General features: G+C 61.1%; 21 protein-coding genes. 18 read left to right on the top strand and 3 right to left on the bottom strand.

Annotation, left to right across the window (positions count from 1 at the left end; all coding sequences use genetic code 11):
• Positions 1-239 precede the first annotated feature (239 nt).
• The 4 genes from ATK06_RS01995 (at position 240) to ATK06_RS01980 (ending at position 4,774) form a co-directional block, all read left to right on the top strand.
• On the top strand, positions 240-1,439 hold the full coding sequence (locus ATK06_RS01995) for a hypothetical protein (RefSeq protein WP_048378977.1): 1,200 nt from the start codon (positions 240-242) through the stop codon (positions 1,437-1,439).
• Positions 1,440-1,648: 209 nt separating this feature from the next.
• Positions 1,649-2,590, top strand: a complete 942-nt coding sequence (locus ATK06_RS01990) for a PIG-L deacetylase family protein (protein WP_098388751.1) — start codon at positions 1,649-1,651, stop codon at positions 2,588-2,590.
• Between the two features lie 25 nt (positions 2,591-2,615).
• Entirely contained in the window at positions 2,616-3,482 is an 867-nt protein-coding gene (locus tag ATK06_RS01985; RefSeq protein ID WP_048378979.1) for an ATP-grasp domain-containing protein, read from the top strand.
• Positions 3,479-4,774 carry a glycosyltransferase family 2 protein gene (locus ATK06_RS01980; protein WP_048378981.1) on the top strand — a complete coding sequence of 432 codons (1,296 nt, stop codon included), beginning with the start codon at positions 3,479-3,481 and terminating at the stop codon, positions 4,772-4,774. The genes ATK06_RS01985 and ATK06_RS01980 overlap by 4 nt, the downstream gene beginning before the upstream one ends.
• An 86-nt stretch (positions 4,775-4,860) precedes the next feature.
• On the opposite strand, the gene ATK06_RS01975 is transcribed toward ATK06_RS01980, so the two are convergent.
• On the bottom strand, positions 4,861-6,567 hold the full coding sequence (locus ATK06_RS01975) for a long-chain-fatty-acid--CoA ligase (RefSeq protein WP_048378983.1): 1,707 nt from the start codon (positions 6,565-6,567) through the stop codon (positions 4,861-4,863).
• A gap of 59 nt (positions 6,568-6,626) precedes the next feature.
• Between ATK06_RS01975 and mshA the strand changes: the two genes are divergently transcribed.
• Genes mshA through ATK06_RS01950 form a run of 5 tightly spaced genes read left to right on the top strand, consistent with a single transcriptional unit; the run spans position 6,627 to position 10,762 of the window.
• The gene (gene mshA, locus ATK06_RS01970) at positions 6,627-7,904 is read left to right on the top strand and encodes a D-inositol-3-phosphate glycosyltransferase (protein ID WP_098388750.1); all 1,278 of its coding nucleotides are present in this window, start codon (positions 6,627-6,629) and stop codon (positions 7,902-7,904) included.
• A 19-nt stretch (positions 7,905-7,923) separates the two neighbouring features.
• Positions 7,924-8,673 carry a phosphoglyceromutase gene (locus ATK06_RS01965; RefSeq protein WP_048378985.1) on the top strand — a complete coding sequence of 250 codons (750 nt, stop codon included), beginning with the start codon at positions 7,924-7,926 and terminating at the stop codon, positions 8,671-8,673.
• Positions 8,674-8,678: 5 nt separating this feature from the next.
• Positions 8,679-9,860, top strand: coding sequence for a sensor histidine kinase (locus ATK06_RS01960; protein ID WP_098388749.1), 1,182 nt, complete (start codon positions 8,679-8,681; stop codon positions 9,858-9,860).
• Positions 9,857-10,549: a response regulator transcription factor gene (locus tag ATK06_RS01955; RefSeq protein WP_048378987.1), complete on the top strand. Its 693-nt coding sequence runs from the start codon at positions 9,857-9,859 to the stop codon at positions 10,547-10,549. Before ATK06_RS01960 ends, ATK06_RS01955 begins: the two co-directional genes overlap by 4 nt.
• A gap of 18 nt (positions 10,550-10,567) precedes the next feature.
• Positions 10,568-10,762, top strand: a complete 195-nt coding sequence (locus tag ATK06_RS01950) for a hypothetical protein (RefSeq protein WP_048378989.1) — start codon at positions 10,568-10,570, stop codon at positions 10,760-10,762.
• Here the strand turns inward: ATK06_RS01950 and ATK06_RS01945 are convergent.
• Positions 10,759-11,628: a DUF3109 family protein gene (locus tag ATK06_RS01945; protein ID WP_098388748.1), complete on the bottom strand. Its 870-nt coding sequence runs from the start codon at positions 11,626-11,628 to the stop codon at positions 10,759-10,761. The genes ATK06_RS01950 and ATK06_RS01945 overlap by 4 nt on opposite strands.
• Positions 11,629-11,661: 33 nt before the next feature.
• Here ATK06_RS01945 and ATK06_RS01940 point away from each other — a divergent pair, with 33 nt between their 5' ends.
• The 5 genes from ATK06_RS01940 (at position 11,662) to ATK06_RS01920 (ending at position 14,754) form a co-directional block, all read left to right on the top strand.
• Positions 11,662-12,612, top strand: a complete 951-nt coding sequence (locus ATK06_RS01940) for a Ppx/GppA family phosphatase (RefSeq protein WP_048378990.1) — start codon at positions 11,662-11,664, stop codon at positions 12,610-12,612.
• Positions 12,605-13,411, top strand: coding sequence for a hypothetical protein (locus tag ATK06_RS01935; RefSeq protein WP_048378991.1), 807 nt, complete (start codon positions 12,605-12,607; stop codon positions 13,409-13,411). The genes ATK06_RS01940 and ATK06_RS01935 overlap by 8 nt, the downstream gene beginning before the upstream one ends.
• Before the next feature lie 2 nt (positions 13,412-13,413).
• Positions 13,414-14,220 (top strand): pyrroline-5-carboxylate reductase, encoded by an 807-nt coding sequence (proC, locus tag ATK06_RS01930; protein WP_048378993.1) that lies wholly within the window; start codon positions 13,414-13,416, stop codon positions 14,218-14,220.
• A 101-nt stretch (positions 14,221-14,321) separates the two neighbouring features.
• On the top strand, positions 14,322-14,513 hold the full coding sequence (locus tag ATK06_RS01925; protein WP_048378994.1) for a helix-turn-helix domain-containing protein: 192 nt from the start codon (positions 14,322-14,324) through the stop codon (positions 14,511-14,513).
• Between the two features lie 139 nt (positions 14,514-14,652).
• Positions 14,653-14,754 (top strand): 30S ribosomal protein bS22, encoded by a 102-nt coding sequence (locus ATK06_RS01920; RefSeq protein WP_003855542.1) that lies wholly within the window; start codon positions 14,653-14,655, stop codon positions 14,752-14,754.
• A gap of 414 nt (positions 14,755-15,168) precedes the next feature.
• Here ATK06_RS01920 and ATK06_RS01915 read toward each other — a convergent pair whose 3' ends face one another.
• Positions 15,169-16,122 carry an HAD family hydrolase gene (locus ATK06_RS01915; RefSeq protein WP_231913465.1) on the bottom strand — a complete coding sequence of 318 codons (954 nt, stop codon included), beginning with the start codon at positions 16,120-16,122 and terminating at the stop codon, positions 15,169-15,171.
• A 54-nt stretch (positions 16,123-16,176) separates the two neighbouring features.
• Here ATK06_RS01915 and ATK06_RS01910 point away from each other — a divergent pair, with 54 nt between their 5' ends.
• The 4 genes from ATK06_RS01910 to ATK06_RS01895 all read left to right on the top strand — a co-directional run bounded on the left by ATK06_RS01910 (position 16,177) and on the right by ATK06_RS01895 (position 19,179).
• Entirely contained in the window at positions 16,177-16,419 is a 243-nt protein-coding gene (locus tag ATK06_RS01910) for a glutaredoxin family protein (RefSeq protein WP_048378997.1), read from the top strand.
• A 126-nt stretch (positions 16,420-16,545) separates the two neighbouring features.
• The gene (locus ATK06_RS01905) at positions 16,546-17,889 is read left to right on the top strand and encodes a glutamyl-tRNA reductase (protein ID WP_098389368.1); all 1,344 of its coding nucleotides are present in this window, start codon (positions 16,546-16,548) and stop codon (positions 17,887-17,889) included.
• 2 nt (positions 17,890-17,891) lie between these two features.
• A complete protein-coding gene (gene hemC, locus ATK06_RS01900) occupies positions 17,892-18,791 on the top strand; it encodes a hydroxymethylbilane synthase (RefSeq protein ID WP_048378999.1) in 900 nt (299 codons plus the stop codon).
• A gap of 13 nt (positions 18,792-18,804) precedes the next feature.
• A complete protein-coding gene (locus ATK06_RS01895; RefSeq protein ID WP_098389367.1) occupies positions 18,805-19,179 on the top strand; it encodes a hypothetical protein in 375 nt (124 codons plus the stop codon).
• The last annotated feature ends 271 nt before the right edge of the window (positions 19,180-19,450 follow it).

Genomic DNA, 19,450 nt, shown 5'->3' with positions numbered 1-19,450 from the left:
GGGGTTGTGGACGTCCACATTCGGTGGTTTCGTTTGGGTTACCAAACGTTATGTTACGACATCGTAACCTACGGAAGCGTATTTTTGTGTTCTGAGTGAATAGTGGCGAGAATTTAGCCAAAAAAGTTTCGCAGTGAGCTACGTCATTGCGCAGATTGTTCTGTGGACAATACCGCGCCCGTCACTCCGCTGAGGCAAAGGGAATGCGCGTTCTTCATGGGCTCGTTTATGGTGTGACTATGCGCATCCCCACCACAATCCTGGCTGGCCTCACCGCACTGACCCTCGCCGGGTGCTCCGCGGGCGAAGAGGCAGCGCCGACTTCCACGCCCACTTCCACGCCCACTCCCACCCCGCAGGAGACCACTATGAACACTGCTGCTGAAGTGCCCATCCTCGGCCTCGGCGTCGGCTACGAAACCGTGCGCGACCCCGACATCGACACCACGGCCCTGCGCGAACGCCTCGACCAAACGGGCGCCACCGCCGTGGCCGTGTCCGTCGGGCGCCCCGAATTCCTCGCCGCCCCACTCGAGGGAATGGAAGAACACTGGGCGCCCTCGGCCCGGCGCGCCGCCGAAGAGGGGGAGGACCAGGTGGCACACATGGTCGAGGAGTTGGCCGGGGGCACATCCCGGGAGGTCACTCTCACCCTTGACGTGCTGGCCCCATTGCTTGTCGACGCCGATACCGACAGCTCAATGACCGGCTACTTCGCAGATGGCCAGCGTTCTGAATCCTTCCCTTCGGCGACCGCCCTCTCGGGATCGTATGGGGACGTCATTGCGCGCACGTGTGCTGGGGTGGCCAGCAGGTACCAGCCGGACCGCATCGCGCTTACTGAACTGATCGGTGAGGCGTTTTTCTCGGAAGCAGACGAACAGCTTTTTGCCCAGGCGTCGGGCAGGGAGGGTTTCCCGCGCACCCCAGACGGTGAGGTTGACACTGCGGACCCGCAGGTTGTTGCGTGGCAATCGGATGTTATCAGCGGGGTTGTGTCCGGGTGTGTGGACGCTGCCGCGCCGCACGGGGTAGCCGTGGATATGGATGTCCGGGTGAATTGGGATAATCCCGGCGCTGATCGTGCGGATTCGGGCCACCGCTATGACGAGCTCCTGGCGACGGGTGCCACGCTGACGCTGTGGGCGTACACCGGCACCGGCGATGTCCCGGCAAGTAAGGTTGCCGACATCGTCCGGGGCCTGCAGGAGCGTTACGACGCAGAAACGTTGCAGCGCATCACCGTCTCCTTGGGCTTATGGGGTGACGGTGACAGCGTGATCTCCCCAGAAGAGTTTTCCGTATCGCTGGATGCATTCGCCGAAGCGTCCAACGGGGAGCTTGGCCTGCTCGTCACGCCGGCCTCACTTTTCGACGACGCCCACTGGAAAGCTCTCGCCGATCACAGCGCCGAACACAGCGCCGAACACGGAAAATAGCGGCGTTAAATGAGAATCCTTTCATAAAGTTTAGGGCGCGATTGTCCCCTGTTGGGGGCAAAGTGCCAGGTAGGGGCGTCGAGAAGCGAAATGGATAGCGTTAAGGCATAACTTTTCCGCCCAATTGTTGCACTGAAAAAACTACCTGAGTGCCCTATGGTCCCTGAAGCATCCTCAGTACGACGATTTTGGGAAGTGTAAAGGACCTCATGGAGACGCATAGTGCATATTCGTTTCTCGCTTTCTTAGCCTCGGCAGCCTCCGCGGCGGCGCTTGTTATTCACCTGCTCCGCGGGGCGAAATTACAAATATTCCGCTACTTCAAAATCTCGCCGCGCATGCACCTTTTCTTCACCGTCGCATACGCCCTGACTACCGCGGTCTCCCTGGCGACGTGGGTCTGCCACGCGCAGGGCTGGGACAGCCACTGGTTTATCTCCGTCACCTTGACGATGGTGTTGGTACTGCTCATCGTGGAACTGGTGCTTATCATCGCGCGCCGGGTCAACACCCAAGCCTGCGCGCAGGTGCAGTCCGTGCTCGTCGTGGCCGCCCACCCCGATGACCTGGAGATCGCCGCCGGCGGGACCCTGGCCAAGCTCGTGGATCGCGGCCACCAGGTACATGCGGTGATCATGTGCCACGGCGCCCAGGGTGGTGACGCCAGCGTGCGTCCCGACGAAGCCCGCGCCGGCTCCAGCTTCCTAGGTTTAGCGAGCGTGACCATTCACGACCTCGAAGATCGCCACCTGGAGGAGCACAGTGCCACGATGGTGGATTACATCGAAGAAGCCATCGCGGCGCACGCTCCGGACGTGATCATCACGCACTCGCGGCACGAGGTCCACCAAGATCACGCCGCGGTCCACCACGCCGTCATGCGTGCCGCGCGTAACCACCACTCGATCCTATGCATGGAATCGCCATCGGTGACCAGCGATTTCACGCCCACCGTTTTCGTGGAGACCACCGAGTACGCAGACGTGAAGAAAGCCGCGATCGCCGCGCACGCCAACCAGTCGGACAAGCCGTACATGTCTGACCACGTGGTCGATGGAATTACACATTTCCGCGGCCGCCAGTCGCGCCTGGGCAAGGCCGAGGCATTCGAGGTGATGCGCCTGCGACTTTCCAACGTCATGCCCCTATAAAACTTCTGTATATAAGGACTTTTTCGTGATTACCATTCTTGTTTCCGGCGCCGGCGGCCCCGCCGGTTCCAGCCTGATCCGCCAACTTCGCTTCGCCGACACGAGCACCCCGCTGCGTATCATCGCCACCGACATCAGTGCGGCGCCCACCGTCGCCACGCTTGCCGACGACTTCCTCCTCGGCCCCCGCGCCGACTCCCCAGCTCTCCTGCCGTTTTTACAGCGCACGATTGCTGAATACGGGGTGGACGTCTTCATCCCGACGGTCCAAGACGAACTCCCGGCCGTCGCAGCCGCAGCAGACATCCTGGGCGCGCGGGTTCTGCTCTCCTCGGTCCCTGCCGTGGCGGTGTGCAACGACAAGTGGCTGACCGCGCTCGCCCTCGAGGACAGGGGAGTGGCCGTGCCGCATACCACCGCGGGCACCGCCGAATCACACGAATTCCCCGTCGTGGTCAAACCACGCGTCTCCCGGGGAGGTCGGGGCGTCGTCGTCGCCGATACCCCCGGAGACCTCCCCGACCTGGACGACGCGCTCATCGTCCAGTCCTTCGCCCCGGGCACCGAATACTGCCCGCAACTGTTCATCCACCCCGCCGACGAGAAAGCGGACGTCGTCGTGCTGCGCAAGACGGTGCTTCGCGACGGCCGCGTCGGCAATGCTGATGCCGTCGAACGCGTCACCGAGCCGGACCCCGAAGCAGACGCTGTCGCCGCGTTAGCGCGGCGCGCGGCCCGGGCCCTCAACCTGGCCGGCCCCGTGGACATGGACATCCGCATCGACGCCGCCGGCAACCCCGTCGTCCTGGAAATCAACGCACGCTTCGGCGCAAACTCCGCCCACGCACCCGAACTTCTCGACGGCGTCCTGCGCATGATTGGGGCCCGATGACTGCGCTCAGTGCCATCGGCGGGCTGCTTCTTATCCTGTCGGTGATCTTCCTTGCGACGTTTGTCCTACGCATCCTCTTCGTCCCTCTCGCGATTGCACACGAGGTCGCCGACTGGAACCGCCGCCTCAAAGGTAAAGACGGCGTCCTGCACGCCACCCCGACGGTGACGGTCGTTGTCCCGGCATACAACGAGGAAGCGGTGCTGGAATCGTGCGTATCCTCCATCATTTCCTCGGGCTACCCGGCGCTGGAAATCATTATCGTCTCCGACGGGTCCACCGACGCCACCGCAGACATCGGGGCGCGCCTTGCCGCAGAGAATCCGCAGGTCCGCTTCGTCCACCAGACCAACGCGGGCAAAGGCGCTGCGCTGAATAATGGGTACCGCAAGTCCAGCGGCGAGTTCCTCATGTTCGTCGATGCCGACTCCGTATTCACCCCCGACACCGTGCCCGAAATGCTCCGCGCGTTCCGCACCGACGATATCGGCGCTGTGTGCGGGGATGACCGCCCAGTCAACCTCGACCGGATCCAAACCCGATTCCTCGCGCTGATCACCTACGTGGGCACGGGCCTGGTACGCCGCGCCTTCGATATTTTGCGCTGCGTCCCGGTGATTTCGGGCAACTGCGGGACGTTTCGTCGTGAAGCATTAGAAGCCGTCTCGGATGAGCGTGGCCCCTTCCGCGAAGACACGATCGGGGAGGACCTCGAACTGACGTGGCGGTTGCACCGCTCGCAGTGGCGCGTCGCGTTTGCTCCGCACGCGGTCGTCTTCGCTGAATCCCCATCCACGGCACGCGACCTATGGAAACAGCGAGTTCGCTGGGCCCGCGGTCTCCTGCAAGGGATCCGGCATCACGCCGATGCCCTCGTGAACTGGCGGCGCCCTATCTTCAGCGCATTCTTGTGGTTTACCGTGGTCACCATGGTTGTTGTGCCGATCTCCCAGATTGGGCTGAGTATTGCGGCGGTGTGTGCGGTCATCCGGGCGCTCGTCTATGGCACCTGGGACGCGCTGACCGTCGGCATCGACGTCTGGGCCATCCTGGCAGCGAGCGGCCTGGGCTTGTCCCTGGCGCTACTGCTGATCTCCATGGCGCTGTCCAACGCGCTCTACGACCTGCGCCACATCTGGACCGCGCCCGTGTGGCCGCTGTACTCCCTGGCCATGTCGTTCACGATCCCGCGCGCCCTGTGGCTCGAGGTGCAGAACCGGCCGAACGTGTGGAATAAACCGCAGCGCACGGGCGTGATTTCCACGGCTTCGGAAACCACGCTCACCCCCTAGCGCTGTACAACAAAGGTGGCAGGCTTCGCATCGGAAGCCTGCCACCTTGTCACCTTGTCACCGTGTCATCTAGTCACGCGCGGAACTTATTTGCCGTCTTCAAGCAGCTTAAGAAGGTCCTCGTGAACCTCACGGCGGCGGATCTTACCCATCTGGTCACGCGCCAGTTCCTCAAAGTGGTAGAAGGTGCGCGGAACCTTGTATCGGGTCAGACGCTGGCGGGCGTACTCCTTCAGCCCCTCCGGGTCCAGCGCGGCACCTTCGCGCAGGGTCACACACGCGACGACGTCCTCGGCACCGTCGGAACGCGGGCGGCCCACCACGGCCAAGTCCTGGATGTCCGGGTGCGGGCGCAGCGCCTCTTCAACCTCGGCGGGGTACACGTTGAAACCGCCGGTGATGATGACTTCCTTGATGCGCGCAACCAAGCGGATGAAGCCGTCCGGTTCCATGATTCCGACGTCGCCTGTGCGGAACCAGCCGTCGTGGAACGCGGCGTCGGTGGCTTCCTGGTTGTTCAGGTATCCCTTGAATACCTGCGGGCCGCGGACGAGGACCTCGCCTTCCTCGCCGTCAGGCATGGTCTCGGAGGGGTTCTCCGGGTTGGCGATGCGCACCTGCGTATCCGGGAACGGGATGCCCACGTAGCCGGGGCGGCGGTCACTGTTCATCGGGTTGCCCACGATCACAGGGGAGGTCTCGGTCAGGCCGTAGCCCTCGATGAGGTGGCCGCCGGTTAAGGACTCCCACTTCTCGACGGTCGCAACCGGCAAAGTCGCAGCACCACAGAAGGAGGCGCGGATGCCGTCGATAGTGATGTTCTGCTCTTCGGCTGCCTCGATGATCTTCTCGTAGAGGGTTGGAACGCCGGGCACGAAGGTGGGCGTGTGTTTCTTCATCACGTCCATGATCAGCGGGATCTTCGGCGAAGGCAGGAAGATGACCTCGCCGCCAACCAGCATCGGGAGCGTGAAGTTAAACGTCAGGCCGTACGCGTGGAAACCAGGCAGTGCAGCGAGCATGCGTTCGTCCTGGTCACCCAGTCCACGGACCCATGCCTTGCCCTGCAAGATGTTGGCGTACAGGTTGCCGTGCGTGAGCTGCGCGCCTTTCGGCTTGCCGGTAGTACCGGAGGTGTACAGGATAAGTGCTACATCGTCCTTGACCAGTTCCTCGGTGGGGAAGTGATCGGGGACTTGTGCCATCTCCAACAGGGCAGACCACGCGATGGTATCCGGAGCCGGGCCGGACAGCTGCTCGCGCAGGTTCTTCAGCTTCGGGATCGGTAGTTTCAGGGCGAAGCGCTGCAGCGTGGGCATCTCTTCAATCATGTTGACTGAGATGATGGTCTCCAGCGGGGTGTCTGCACGCAGCGGGCCGACGACCGTGCTTGCGATCTTGTCCCACGCGATAGCCACGCGGGCTTCGTGGTTCTGGAACGGGCCGCGCAACTCGTGGGTGGTGTACAGCGGATTGTGTTCTACCGCCGTCGCGCCGATGTATTGGACCGCCCAGAAAGCAACGAAGTGCTGTGGGCAGTTCGGTAGCAAGATAGCCACGCGGTCGCCCTTGCGCACGCCAAGGGCACGCAGCCCGGCGGCCGCTTTCTTCACCAGTTCGTCGATCTCCGCGTAGGTGTGGGTGCGGCCAAAGAACCAGGTTGCCGGATTATCCGGGCAGCGGTTCATATTCGCGTTGTACACGTCCACCAAAGTGACGTCGGCGTAATCGAGTTGGTGGGGCGTCCATTCTGGGTAGTGCTGGAGCCAGGCACTGGTTTCGGCTGCGGACATGTAGGTCCTTCCATAGCTGTCGTGGCGTTATCAAGATAGTTTCTACTAGTGTAGCTTTTATGCGCGTCGCCATGATATCTATGCACACCTCACCCCTCGAACAGCCAGGATCAGGCGATGCAGGTGGCATGAACGTCTATGTCCTCCAGTCGGCCCGGCACCTGGCCAGGGCTGGTGTGCAGGTGGATATCTTTACGCGTGCCACGCGTCCCAGCCAGGGCGACGTCGTCAATGTTGAAGAGAACCTGCGCGTTATCAATATTGTTGCCGGCCCGTATGAAGGTTTGTCCAAGGACGAGCTAGCCACCCAGCTCGCCGCGTTTGCTGGGGGGATCATTGCGTTTGTGCGGTGCCACCCGCAGCGGATGCGCGCTGAAGAGGGGCAACAGCCTTACGACGTCATCCATTCCCACTACTGGCTGTCCGGACAGGTCGGCTGGTTGCTCCGCGACCTCTGGCAGATTCCGCTGGTACACACGGCGCACACGCTGGCGGCGGTGAAAAATTCCTCCCACCAGAGTGCGGGCACGGAGTCGGAATCGCGGCGTATCTGCGAACAGCAGTTGGTGGATAACGCGGACGCGCTCGTGGTGAACACGCAGGAAGAAGAAGCCGACCTGGAATTCCACTACGACGCCGACGTCAACCGCATCATCGTGGTTCCCCCAGGCGCAGACACCGCACTCTTTTCACCTGGTACTGGCCGCACGACGGAAGCCTCCCGGCGTGCTTTGGGCGTGCCCCTGCACGTCAAAGTGGTGGCGTTTGTGGGCCGGCTGCAGGAATTTAAGGGCCCACAGGTACTCATTCGGGCTGTCGCCGAGCTGGTAAAGCGTGGCCATAACCTGCGCGTTCTCATGTGTGGCGGAGCATCAGGGGTCAGTGCTACCCACTACCAGGACTTGGTCCGCGACATGGGTGTGACTAAATACATACGTTTCCTCGAGCCCCGCCCGCCCCAAGAGCTTGTCACGGTGTACCAGGCGGCGGACGTCGTCGCGGTGCCTAGCTACAACGAATCTTTCGGGTTGGTCGCCCTGGAAGCTCAAGCGACGGGAACCCCGGTCGTGGCTGCCGCCGTCGGTGGTTTGCCGGTAGCCGTTGCAGATGGTCAGACTGGTGTTTTAGTCCCCGGCCACGAACCGGAGCAGTGGGCAGATGCGCTCGAGCAGATCTTGCTTGACGACGCCCAACGCATCGCCATGGGTGAGGCCGCCGTAGACCACGCCGCGAAGTTCTCCTGGGATGCGATGGCTGGCCGGCTACAGAACGTCTACGACGATGTGATGAACTCTGAAGCAACAATTTGTCCCAAAAGGCGAGCGGGCGGCGCTTAATCGTGGCATATTAGTAGGCATGAGTAACGGAAAACTGATCCTTTTGCGTCATGGCCAGTCCGAATGGAACGCTTCTAACCAGTTCACTGGTTGGGTTGATGTAGACCTGACCGAAAAGGGCAAGCAGGAAGCTGCCCACGCTGGTGAACTTATTAAGGAAGCCGGCCTGACCCCAGACGTCCTCTACACCTCGCTGCTGCGCCGCGCGATCAAGACCGCAAACATTGCTCTTGACGCAGCGGACTACCACTGGATTCCAGTCGTTCGTGACTGGCGTCTGAACGAGCGCCACTACGGTGCTCTCCAGGGCCTGGATAAGGCTGAGATCAAGGAAAAGTACGGCGACGAGCAGTTCATGGCATGGCGTCGTTCCTACGGCACCCCACCACCAGAGCTCGATGATGACAACGAGTTCTCCCAGGCACACGACCCTCGCTACAAGAACCTGGACAAGGTTCCTAACACCGAGTGCCTGAAGGACGTTGTTGCCCGCTTCGTTCCTTACTTCGAGGAAGAGATTCTGCCACGCGTCAAGAATGGCGAGCAGGTTGTCATCGCAGCGCACGGCAACTCCCTGCGCGCACTGGTCAAGTACCTGGACAACATCTCTGAAGAAGAGATTGCCGGCCTGAACATCCCGACCGGTATCCCACTTGTCTACGAGGTCGACGCAAATGGCGCCGTCCAGAACCCAGGCGGTACCTACCTAGATCCTGAGGCCGCTGCTGCGGGTGCTGCTGCTGTCGCTGCACAAGGGGAGAAGAAGTAGGTTCTGTGGCTGGGTGGGTCATCCTGGCTTTTGTGGTGGGATTATGTATCCCACCACTATTTTCGCGTTTTCGGGTGGCGTGGCAAAAGAGTAAAGCCACCGCGACGCTAGAAGAAAACCAGGTCACCACCATCAGCCAGGTACTTCACCTGGTTATCCAGGGTTCGCCGACCGGCATCATGGTCCTTGACCGCGGCGGCGAAGTCCTCCTTTCTAATGCGCGTGCCCACGACATGGGTATGGTGCACGCGCGCACGGTCCACCCAGAGGTGTGGGAGCTGGCGCTCCACGCGTACAAAGATCGCGAACCTCACACGGTGGACCTGCACTTTTCTAAACTGCGGACGGGAACTCGGGTGACGTCCGTACGCGCTACGGCCCAGCCACTGACGCTTGTCGACGACCGCTTCGTCATCGTGTACTCCACCGACGAGTCAGAGAACCAGCGGATGGAAGAGGCCCGCCGCGACTTCGTAGCTAACGTGTCCCACGAACTCAAAACCCCGGTAGGCGGCATGGCATTGCTCTCCGAGGCGCTGATGCAGGGCGTCGACGACCCAGAACACGTGGACTACTTCGGGACGAAAATCCACCGCGAAGCGCAGCGCATGTCTAACCTGATCAACGAGCTGATCTCCTTATCTAAGTTGCAGGGCGCGGAAGCGTTGCCGAACATGGAGCCGGTGAGCGTTGACGATGTCATTGACGAGGCCATGAGCCGCAACGCCCTGTCCGCGGAGAATCACAATCTTCCTTTGACCCGGGATACCCCAACGGGCGTGCAGGTCAACGGTGATAAGTCCCTGCTAGTGACAGCTGTTTCTAATCTGATCAGCAACGCGATCAACTACTCCGGCACTACTGCGCCAGTTAGTATTACCCAGCGAATCGTCGATGATGGGGCCGCAGTGCAAATCCGGGTGACTGACCGCGGCATCGGTATCGCGCCTGAAGATCAACAGCGTGTTTTCGAACGATTTTTCCGTGTAGACAAGGCACGTTCCCGTTCAACAGGCGGAACCGGGCTGGGTCTGGCTATTGTTAAACATGTGGTGGCAAACCACAGCGGAACAATTAAGCTGTGGTCGAGACCGGGGACGGGCTCGACGTTTACCATCGAATTACCAATTCACCAGGCAACCGCTGCCGATGTTTCGGTTGTGCAAGAAAGGATGTCTAGCTCGTGACTACCAAAATCTTAATTGTTGAAGACGAGGAATCGTTGGCAGATCCGCTAGCATTCCTGCTCCGCAAGGAAGGTTTTGACACCATCATCGCTGGCGACGGCCCCACCGCCCTCGAAGAGTTCGCCCGCAACGAGATTGACATCGTCCTGCTTGACCTCATGCTGCCAGGCATGTCCGGCACGGACGTGTGCAAGGAACTGCGCCAAACCTCTAACGTTCCGGTCATCATGGTCACCGCGCGCGATTCCGAGATCGACAAGGTCGTGGGCCTTGAGCTAGGCGCCGACGACTACGTCACCAAACCCTATTCCTCCCGCGAACTGATCGCCCGCATCCGTGCGGTCTTGCGTCGTCGTGGTACCACGGAACCTGTGGAAGTAGAATCCCACAACATTCTCAAAGCTGGCCCGGTGGCTATGGACGTGGAACGCCACACGGTCACGGTTGGTGGCACCCCTGTCACCATGCCTTTGAAGGAATTTGATCTCCTCGAGTACTTGCTGCGCAACGCCGGTCGCGTGCTCACCCGCGGCCAGCTCATTGACCGCGTCTGGGGTGCAGATTATGTGGGTGACACAAAGACTCTCGACGTCCACGTTAAGCGCCTGCGCTCCAAGATTGAAGAAGAACCATCCCGCCCCCGCCACCTGGTCACGGTGCGTGGTCTGGGGTATAAGTTCGAAGGTTAGGTAGGGAAGAAAGTTTCCATGCGCCCCATTTTTTTTGCAGTCCTTGAGTTCCTGCTGATTTTTATCCTGGGAACCGCACTTATCTTTGTGCTCGTTGGCGCGCTCGGCCTCAATATAGGCGTGGCCGAGCTGGGGATCATCACCTTGGTTGTGCTGGTGCTAGCTATCTACCGGGGTATTCGTCGCTACCGCGTAACCAAAGATTCGCGCTAGCTTGCTCGTCCTGATTCCACGGACGCGGGGTGCACGGTAGCGCCACCGCCGCGCTCGGCCCGCCGCCGCAGCATATTCGCCAAGACGTCGTAGGCGGCGTCACCCATGAGGGTACGCAGTTCGGTTTCCATCGTCTGCCACAGGGGGTTCGTTGCGGTGTGGCAGGCGGGTGCGTCGGTGCACCACCAGTCGAACCAGAGGCCACCGTCGCCCCATTGGCGGCGGTCGTATTGACCGATTGTGGTGCGCAGAATGTCTTCGCCGTCGCCGCGGACTTCCCACTCGTCCTCGCGGGATAGGGGCACCTGCCAGCACACTTCCGGTTTTGCCACGGTAATCTTGATGCCTTCGTCCATGGCCCATTGGTGCAGGGCGCACCCGTGGCCGGTGGCCCAGCCGGCGCGGTTGGCAAAGATGCAGCCGCCGTCCACGACCTTCGTCTTGAGCGCGGGCTCCATGTTGCCGTCTTCGTTTTCCAGCTCGTCCCATTCGAGCCACGTCATGTCGTCGTCAAGCGGGCCCTCGGGCCGCAACTGCCAGTACTTGGCTGGCATCTTCTGGACTGACTGGTAGAGGTTTTCGCGGTCGCAGTCGTCGGAGAGGAACGCGCCGTGGCCGCAGCAGCCGACGTCGGGCTGCGCGAAGTTGATACCTTGACATTCGGGGGTCCCGAATGCGCAGTTCCAGTAGGATTCCAGCCACGTGATGTCGATGGAGTAGACGCGCTGTGGGTCTTCGGGGTCGGGGAATTCTATCCATTCCCGTGGGAAATCGGGGGCAACCTCCACCCCGGCATCTACCTGCTTTTTAGCAGGAGTTACCTCTGGATATCCCAGGAAAACCGAATTATTTGACGCGTTGCTCACACCCAACCACCGTAGACGGTCTACGCTGGGAGTGTGCGATTAGGTGTATTAGACGTGGGAAGTAATACCGTCCACATGGTTGCTGTCGACGCCCGCCCCGGTGGGCGCCCGACACCCATGAGTGACTGGAAAACTTCCCTGAAGCTCGTGGAGCAGCTGGACAAAGACGGCGCGATCCACGAGAAAGGCGTGAAGCGGCTGACCAAGTGCGTTGCGGAAGCCACGGAACTGGCGCAGAAGCTCAAGTGCGATGAGGTCATCCCGTTTGCTACCTCTGCGGTACGCAGCGCCACCAACTCGAAAGAAGTCCTTGACCACGTTGAGAAGGAAACTGGCGTCCGCCTGGAAATCCTCAGTGGTGAGGACGAAGCCCGCCTGACATTCCTGGCTGTGCGGCGCTGGTACGGGTGGTCTGCCGGCCGAATCACAAACCTAGACATCGGCGGCGGTTCCCTTGAGTTGACCACGGGAACGGATGAAACCCCTGACGCCGCTTTCTCTCTGGACCTTGGTGCAGGTAGGCTAACTCATCAGTGGTTTGATACGGATCCGCCCGAGCGTAAAAAGATTAATCTTTTACGCGATTTTATCGACGCGGAACTTGTCGAACCGGCAAAGCAGATGCGCAACTTTGGGCCCGCGCGTGTTGCGGTCGGAACGTCGAAGACGTTCCGCACGCTGGCACGTCTGACTGGTGCGGCGCCTTCTTCGGAAGGCCCGTTTGTCAAGCGGTATCTGACGGCCCCGGGTTTGCGTCAGCTCATCGCGTTTATTTCGCGTATGACTGCCGCGGACCGCGCGGAGTTGGAGGGTGTGAGCAGTGATCGTTCGCACCAGATCGTTGCGGGTGCGCTCGTAGCTGAGGCCGCTATGCGTGCCCTTGGTCTCGAGGAAATTGAGATCTGCCCATGGGCTTTGCGTGAAGGGATCATCCTGGAGCGCACGGACAAGGGCGTGGATGAGGAAAGGACTGACGATGAGTGAGAGCGATAAGCAACTCACCGTTGCCGAGCTGTTAGCCCGTTCGGGTTCGCAGCCGAAGGAGGGAGGACGCCGCCGGCGTCGTCGCCTGGAAGAAGGCGGCGTATCCGTCGCGGAGCTCACGGGATCCCTCCCTAAGGTCACCGAGGCTCCGGCCGATTCTCGCCACACCGCGCAGCCGCTCGAGGCGGAGAACGCCGACCGCCCAGAGCCGGTGGCTATTGAAGAGACTGCAACGTTTGAGGCGGTCTCGCTTAACGACGCCCCTCCGGCCGCCGAGCCTGCCGAGGAGAAAGAGCCAGAGGCGCCGGTCGAAGAGCCGGTTGCCACGGATACGGTCGTCGAGAAGCCTGCTGAAGACACCGAGATCGAGGCCGAGGGGTTAGAGCGCCCGGCCGCGGATACTGAGGTCACGGGCGAGATTAAGGTCGTCGAGGACACCCCGGCCGAGGCGGAAGAGGACGTTGAAGACTCCATCGCCGGCTTCGAATACCCAGACCAGGACGAAGAAGTCGCAGAGCTCGAAGAGGATGAAGAAGAGTCTTCCGTGGGCATGGGTTCTGTCATCCTCATGGCACTGGTGGGCATCGTGCTTGGTGCGGTCGTCTTCATCGGTTTCCAGTTCCTGTGGGAATCTGGCCTGAGCCGCCTGATCGTGGCGGTGCTCGCGCTTGCGGTGACCGCCCTCATGGTGGGTGTTGCCCACGCTATGCGTACCTCCCGCGATGGGCTTTCGATGGTGCTTGCGGGCGTCGTCGGCCTTCTTATGACTTTTGGACCAGCGATTGTGGTGATGATGTAACAATGATCGGCCTGATTGGTGCAGGCCACATGGGACGGGCTATCCTCGATGGACTCATCGGGGGTGGCCTTAATCCATCTGGCCTCGTAGTAGCAACGCGGCGTGAAGAGCACGCGACCCAACTCCGCGAGGAACTCGGCGTCCAAGCCGTCACCGAACCGGCCCGCGCGGCCCGGGGTGCGGATATCGTCATCGTGGCCACGCGCGTGGACCAGGTACCCGGGGTCCTCGAGGAGCTTTCGGAAACCCTGGCCGCCAACACGCAGGATACTGTCGTTGTGTCCGTGGCAGCGGGCCTGACGGTGGCTCACCTGGAGGAGCACCTCGAGGCGGGCACATCGGTAGTGCGCGCCATGCCGAATACCCCCATGGCTCTGGGGAAGGGCGTCGTGGTCTACACCCCCGGCAAGCGGGTGAGCCCGGAGCAGGAGCAGGCCGTGGTCAGTCTCTTCGAACGCTGTGCCGTCGTCCAACGGATTGAAGAAAAGCAGATGGACGCCGCGACCTCCCTCATGGGGTCCTCCCCGGCGTATGTGTACCTCATGGCTGAGGCGCTTATCGACGCCGGCGTCGCCCTGGGTATCCCCCGGGAGGCAGCTGCGCGCATGGCCAATAACACCATTGCGGGTGCTGGGGAAGTGCTGACCCAACCGGGGGTAGACGCGGCGTCGCTGCGCGCTGCGGTGTGCTCTCCTGGTGGTACTACTGCGGCTGCGGTCCGTGAGCTGGAGGAATCTGGTTTTCGGGGAATGTTCTATCGAGCCACTGAAGCATGCACCCGTCGCGCTAATGACCTTGGGTCGCACTAGTCACACGGTTCACGCTAAGATGGTTTGAGCACGTGCGTGACAAGTACTGCGGGAGGGGAAGCCTGCAGCGCGCCACCTGCTTAAAGGATAGGTATATTTATATGGCTAATGAAGACAAGGGAACGTTTCTCACCGTCGCTGAGGTCGCTGAAATCATGCGCGTCTCCAAGATGACCGTGTACCGCCTGGTTCACGCTGGTGAGTTGCCTGCAGTGCGTGTCGGACGCTCCTTCCGTGTTCACGAGAAGGCAGTGAACGATTACTTGGATTCCTCCTTCTACGAGGTCGGCTAAACCTAGTCTGGTGGGGCCGGTGGTTGAAGTTTTTGCAACTGCCCCTAGTCTCCCAGTAAGCTAGGCCCGTTAAAGGCTTATGGTAAGTCCGTTAGGGGTCCAGGCGGATCGCTGAAGAAACGTAGAAAGGAACTGACTCATGGGTTCAGTTATCAAGAAGCGCCGCAAGCGCATGTCTAAGAAGAAGCACCGCAAGATGCTGCGCCGTACCCGCGTCCAGCGTAGGAAGCTCGGCAAGTAAAGCTTGTGTAGCCCGGTCACCGTTGTGGTGGCCGGGTTTTCTTTTTGACTCTTAACGCCTGAGTGCAGCGCGTGATACGAAAAATACATTCTGCGAGTTAAGCTTAGTTAAATCACCAGGTGGATTTTTCCAGAAGTTCACAGAATGTCTTTTTATTATCATCGTCGCGCTGTTGCTGATGATTCGGGGTTTTAGATCGTGTATAGATCGCTGGGGATCTCCTGGATTGGAGACGCACATTTCTTTACTTAACCCGTGGTTGTCTCTAAGCCTCCATTCTGGACAGGGTGCAAAAAATTCACCTGCAGGTTTGCTCCGCGCTGCCTCGCAGAATGGAGGTTTTGCGACACGCCGGTTCGCATGACGTAATTTCCCAGGGCGGGGCAGGGCATGCGAGCGCGGTGTGGCCGTATGTTACTTGGTGCGCCGCCGCCTGGCGCGCATGCCGGCGAGGGTGAGGGCAGCCGTCGCTAAGCCTGGGATACCCCACTTCTTTACTGCGGTGCGGACGCTGCGGTAGTCCTTGATGGGCCAGCCGCGGGCCTCGGCCTCTTTTTTCAGCTTCGCGTCGGGGTTGACGGCCACCGGGTTGCCCACCATGGTGAGCATGGGTAGGTCGTTGATGGAATCCGAGTAGGCGGTGCAACGTTCCAGGTCGAATTCCTGGTGCTTGGCTAACGCTTTGACGGCGTGGCGTTTGCCGGGGCCGTGGAGGATGTCGCCCTCGAGGCGGCCGGTGAAGATGCCGTCGACGACCTCTGGGACGGTGCCGAGTGCTCCGGTGAAGCCGAAGCGGCGGGCGAGGATGTCGGCAAGCTGGACTGGGGTGGCGGAGACGAGCCACACTTCCTGGCCGGCGTCTAGGTGCTCTTGGGCTAGTTGGAGGGTGCCGGCGAAGGCTTGGTACTGCATGGAGTTTTCCACGATTTCTTCGCACAGGGCCACGAGTTCTGCTTCGGAACGGCCTTTGATGAATTCGAGGGCCTGGTTGCGGCCTTCTTCGACGTGGTCAGCGTCTTCGGAGCCGGTGAACTTGTATTTCAGTTGTTTCCACAGCATGGGGCCTACTTCGGAGGCTTTGAAGTAGCGACGTTTAGCCAGGCCGAGGCCGAATTCGATGAGTGAGGAACCCCGGATGACGGTGTTGTCGATGTCGAAGAATGCGGCGGCCCCGTGGTCCCGGTTCGGTGGTGGGGATGCGGCTTTGAGGGCGGCTTTGGCGGCGGCGCGTTGGGCGGCGTCGCCTTGCGGGGGGAGGCCTTTGGTTTCGATGAAGTTACGCAGCGTCGCCCGCGACGGCGTCCATCCGGAGAGGAATTCTTCGGGGGTGTTCAGGAAGTCATTGGCCACGTCTCCAACAATACGCACTAGGTTGTTGGTGAGTGCGCCGAGCATGGCGCAGCCGGGTTGAAGGAGGTTGAGATGTCGGGACGTCTTGTGGAGTTGATGGTGCGGCAGACGTGCGGTTCGTGCGGGAGGGTCGCCGAGCAGATTCGGCCCGTCGTGGAGCAGGCGGGGGCGCAGTTGGTGCTTCGCGACGTCGACGTGGACCGCGAGTTGGCCATGGAGTACGGGGACCGCGTCCCCGTGGTGGTTATTGACGGTGAGGAATTTGCCTGCTGGGAGGTCGATAATGAGGAGTTAGGGCAGGCTTTGTTGTTCTAAAAATGTGGCCTAATTACCCTCGAGAAAGTGTTTAAATTCCCGTTTCGGGGTTAATCTTAGGTGGATATCACACCTAGACAAAAGATTGATAGCCTTCAGCGTGGGCTGAAAGTGGTGAAACTTATCGTGAGTGTCCTTGTGGTTGGCATGTCCCATCGTTCGGCGCCCGTATCTTTGTTGGAACGCTTGAGCATGGATGACGTCGTGCGATCGCAGACGACGACCCGCCTTGTGGATAAGCCGTCGATCACAGAAGCGATGATCATCTCTACCTGTAATCGGATGGAGGTGTACACCATGGCGAAGAGTTTCCATACGGGGGTTCAGGACGTGGTGAAGGTCCTCCACGATATTTCCGGGGTGGATATGGAGACGTTGCGCGGGTACCTCTACGTCCGCTACGCCGATGCTGCCGCCGAGCATGCTTTCACCGTGACGTCCGGACTGGATTCCATGGTGGTGGGCGAGCAGCAGATTATTGGCCAGGTGCGCAGCGCGTATCAGGAGGCTACTGAGCAGGGGACCGTGGGCCAAGCCCTGCACGGCTTAGTGCAGGCGGCCCTGCACACGGGCAAGCGTGTGCACTCGGAGACGGACATTGACGACGCCGGCGCTTCCATGGTGTCGTTCGCGATGGATGAGGCCCTGCGCCTCATGGGGGTAGAAAACCTGGAAGGCAAAACCGCACTAGTCCTGGGTGCTGGCGCCATGAGTTCTTTGGCTGCGACGCATGCGGGCAAGGCGGGCGTGCGGGAATTGGTTATCGCGAACCGGACGAAGGAGCGTGCGGAGCGCCTCGCCGGGCACTCGGAAGAGGCTGGGGTTCCGGCGCGCGTCGTCGATTTCGCGGACCGCGCGAGTGTGCTCGGCGAGGTCGACATTGTGATTTCGGCGACCGGTGCGGACGGTTTTACCGTCAACGCGGCCGATATTCCAGACCGCGGCACCCCGCTCATGCTGGTAGACCTTTCTCTGCCACGCGACATCAATCCGGATGTCACGGAGGCTGGCGCCCAGCTGGTCAATATCGAGCACCTGCACGAGGCGCATGCAGAAGGCGAGGTCCCCGCCAACGCGGAGGCCACCGAGATCATCAGTGAAGAGCTCAGGGCATTTACTTCGGAGCAGCGCGTGCGCGATGTCGCTCCGGCAGTTACTGCTTTGCGACGCCACGCCGCCGACGTCGTAGCCTCCGAGCTGGATAGGTTGCGCGGGCGCGTCCCCGGGGTGACCGAGGATGAATTCGTGGAAGTCACGAAGGCGGTCCGGAGGGTCGTCGATAAGCTGCTGCACAATCCGACGGTAAAAGCCAAGGAATTGGCGGTTGAGAGTGGAGTCGTCTCCTACGAGTCCGCGTTGCAGGAGTTCTTCGGCCTGGTGGACGCGGAAACGAACACCGATCAGGAACGCAGTGTAGCCTTGCCAGCAACGGCCCTCCCGGGCAAAGATTTCAAGGTAGAAGAGGAGTAGCTGTGACGCTCACGCTTGTCATCGGAACTCGTGGTTCCCTCTTGGCCACCACGCAAGCCGGCCATATCCGCGACGCTTTCCGCGCGCACGGCCATGAGGCTGACCTGCATATTGTCACCACTGCTGGGGACGTGAACATGGCCCCCGTCGAACGCATCGGGGTAGGCGTGTTCACCCAGGCGCTGCGTGAAACCATGGCCGCCGGTGAGGTCAATGTGGCCGTGCACTCCATGAAAGACCTGCCCACCGCGCCGGATCCGCGCTTTCACCTCATCGTCCCGAAGCGTGCCGACCACCGCGAGGCCCTGATCGCCCGCGATGGCCTGCAACTGGCGGACCTCCCCGAGGGGGCCCGCGTGGGAACTTCCGCACCGCGTCGCATCTCCCAGCTGCGTGCGCTGCGCCCCGACCTGGACATTCAGCCACTGCGCGGCAACATTGATACCCGCATGGGCAAAGTGTCCGACGGCGAACTCGACGCCATCATGCTGGCCTACGCCGGCCTGTCCCGCGTGGGGCACCACGACCGCGCCACCGAAGTCTTCGAACCGGAGACCATCATGCCGGCACCCGCGCAGGGTGCCCTGGCGATCGAATGCCGCGCTGACGACACCGACGTTGTTGCTGCACTCGACGAGATTGCCGACCCCGTGGCCACCGACCAGGCGCACGCCGAACGCACCGTGCTGCGCACCCTTGAGGCCGGCTGCACCGCGCCCGTGGCCGCACACTCCGTGGTCGACGGCGATTCGATTACCATCTACGGTGGCGTTTTTGCCCTCGACGGCAGCACCTCGCTGAAGGCTTCCGAAACCGGCCCACGCGACCGCGCCGTCGAACTGGGACGCGAGGTTGCGCAGCGTCTGCTGGCCGATGGTGCCGCAGACATCATTAGTGGCTAAGGTTGTAGACCTCATGGCTACATTGCACATCACAGATAAGAAAGTGATTGTGGAATTAGATTGGTGGGAAAAGCTCGCTGCCCACCGCTCCCACCTCACTATCCCGACCCGCACCGTCGTCCGCGCCACAGCTGTCGACGACGTCTTCGCCCTCCCCGAAATCGCAGAAGGCAAACGGGAACCCGCCACCCGAATCAAGGGCGTAACATCCACCGGCACGTACCACCAGGACGGGGACTCCGTCTTCGCCGTCTGCCACGGCAGCGCACCGAAGCCGGGGATCGTCATAGAACTTGACGGTGCCACCGTGGAACGGATCGTGGTGTCTACCGGTACGTCGCAGCAAGCCCGCGACTACGCCACTCAACTCGGCGCACTTACGGTATAAAACGAAAAATAGGGGGCGTGAACAGGTAGTTTCCCCCTAAAACACCCCCTACGCCTCGGTGGATTTCAGTGTGGTGTAGGGTGTTCGGTTTCCTATTTAGTGTCACTTATTTTATGGTGTTACTACCACATGATGACACGCCACCGCCCAAAGGGGTGTTGGTACGCCCGCCCGCGAGCTTTTTAACTGCGCGTGGTGGAGGTTGTAGGTAGTCGTCGTAAGTAAACAGGGCCGCGCCACGTGGTGCGGCCGTCTTTGTGCATGTCCAATG

This window comes from Corynebacterium renale (assembly GCF_002563965.1).
Classification (GTDB): domain Bacteria; phylum Actinomycetota; class Actinomycetes; order Mycobacteriales; family Mycobacteriaceae; genus Corynebacterium; species Corynebacterium renale.
This window is presented reverse-complemented; position numbering and strand designations above follow the sequence as displayed.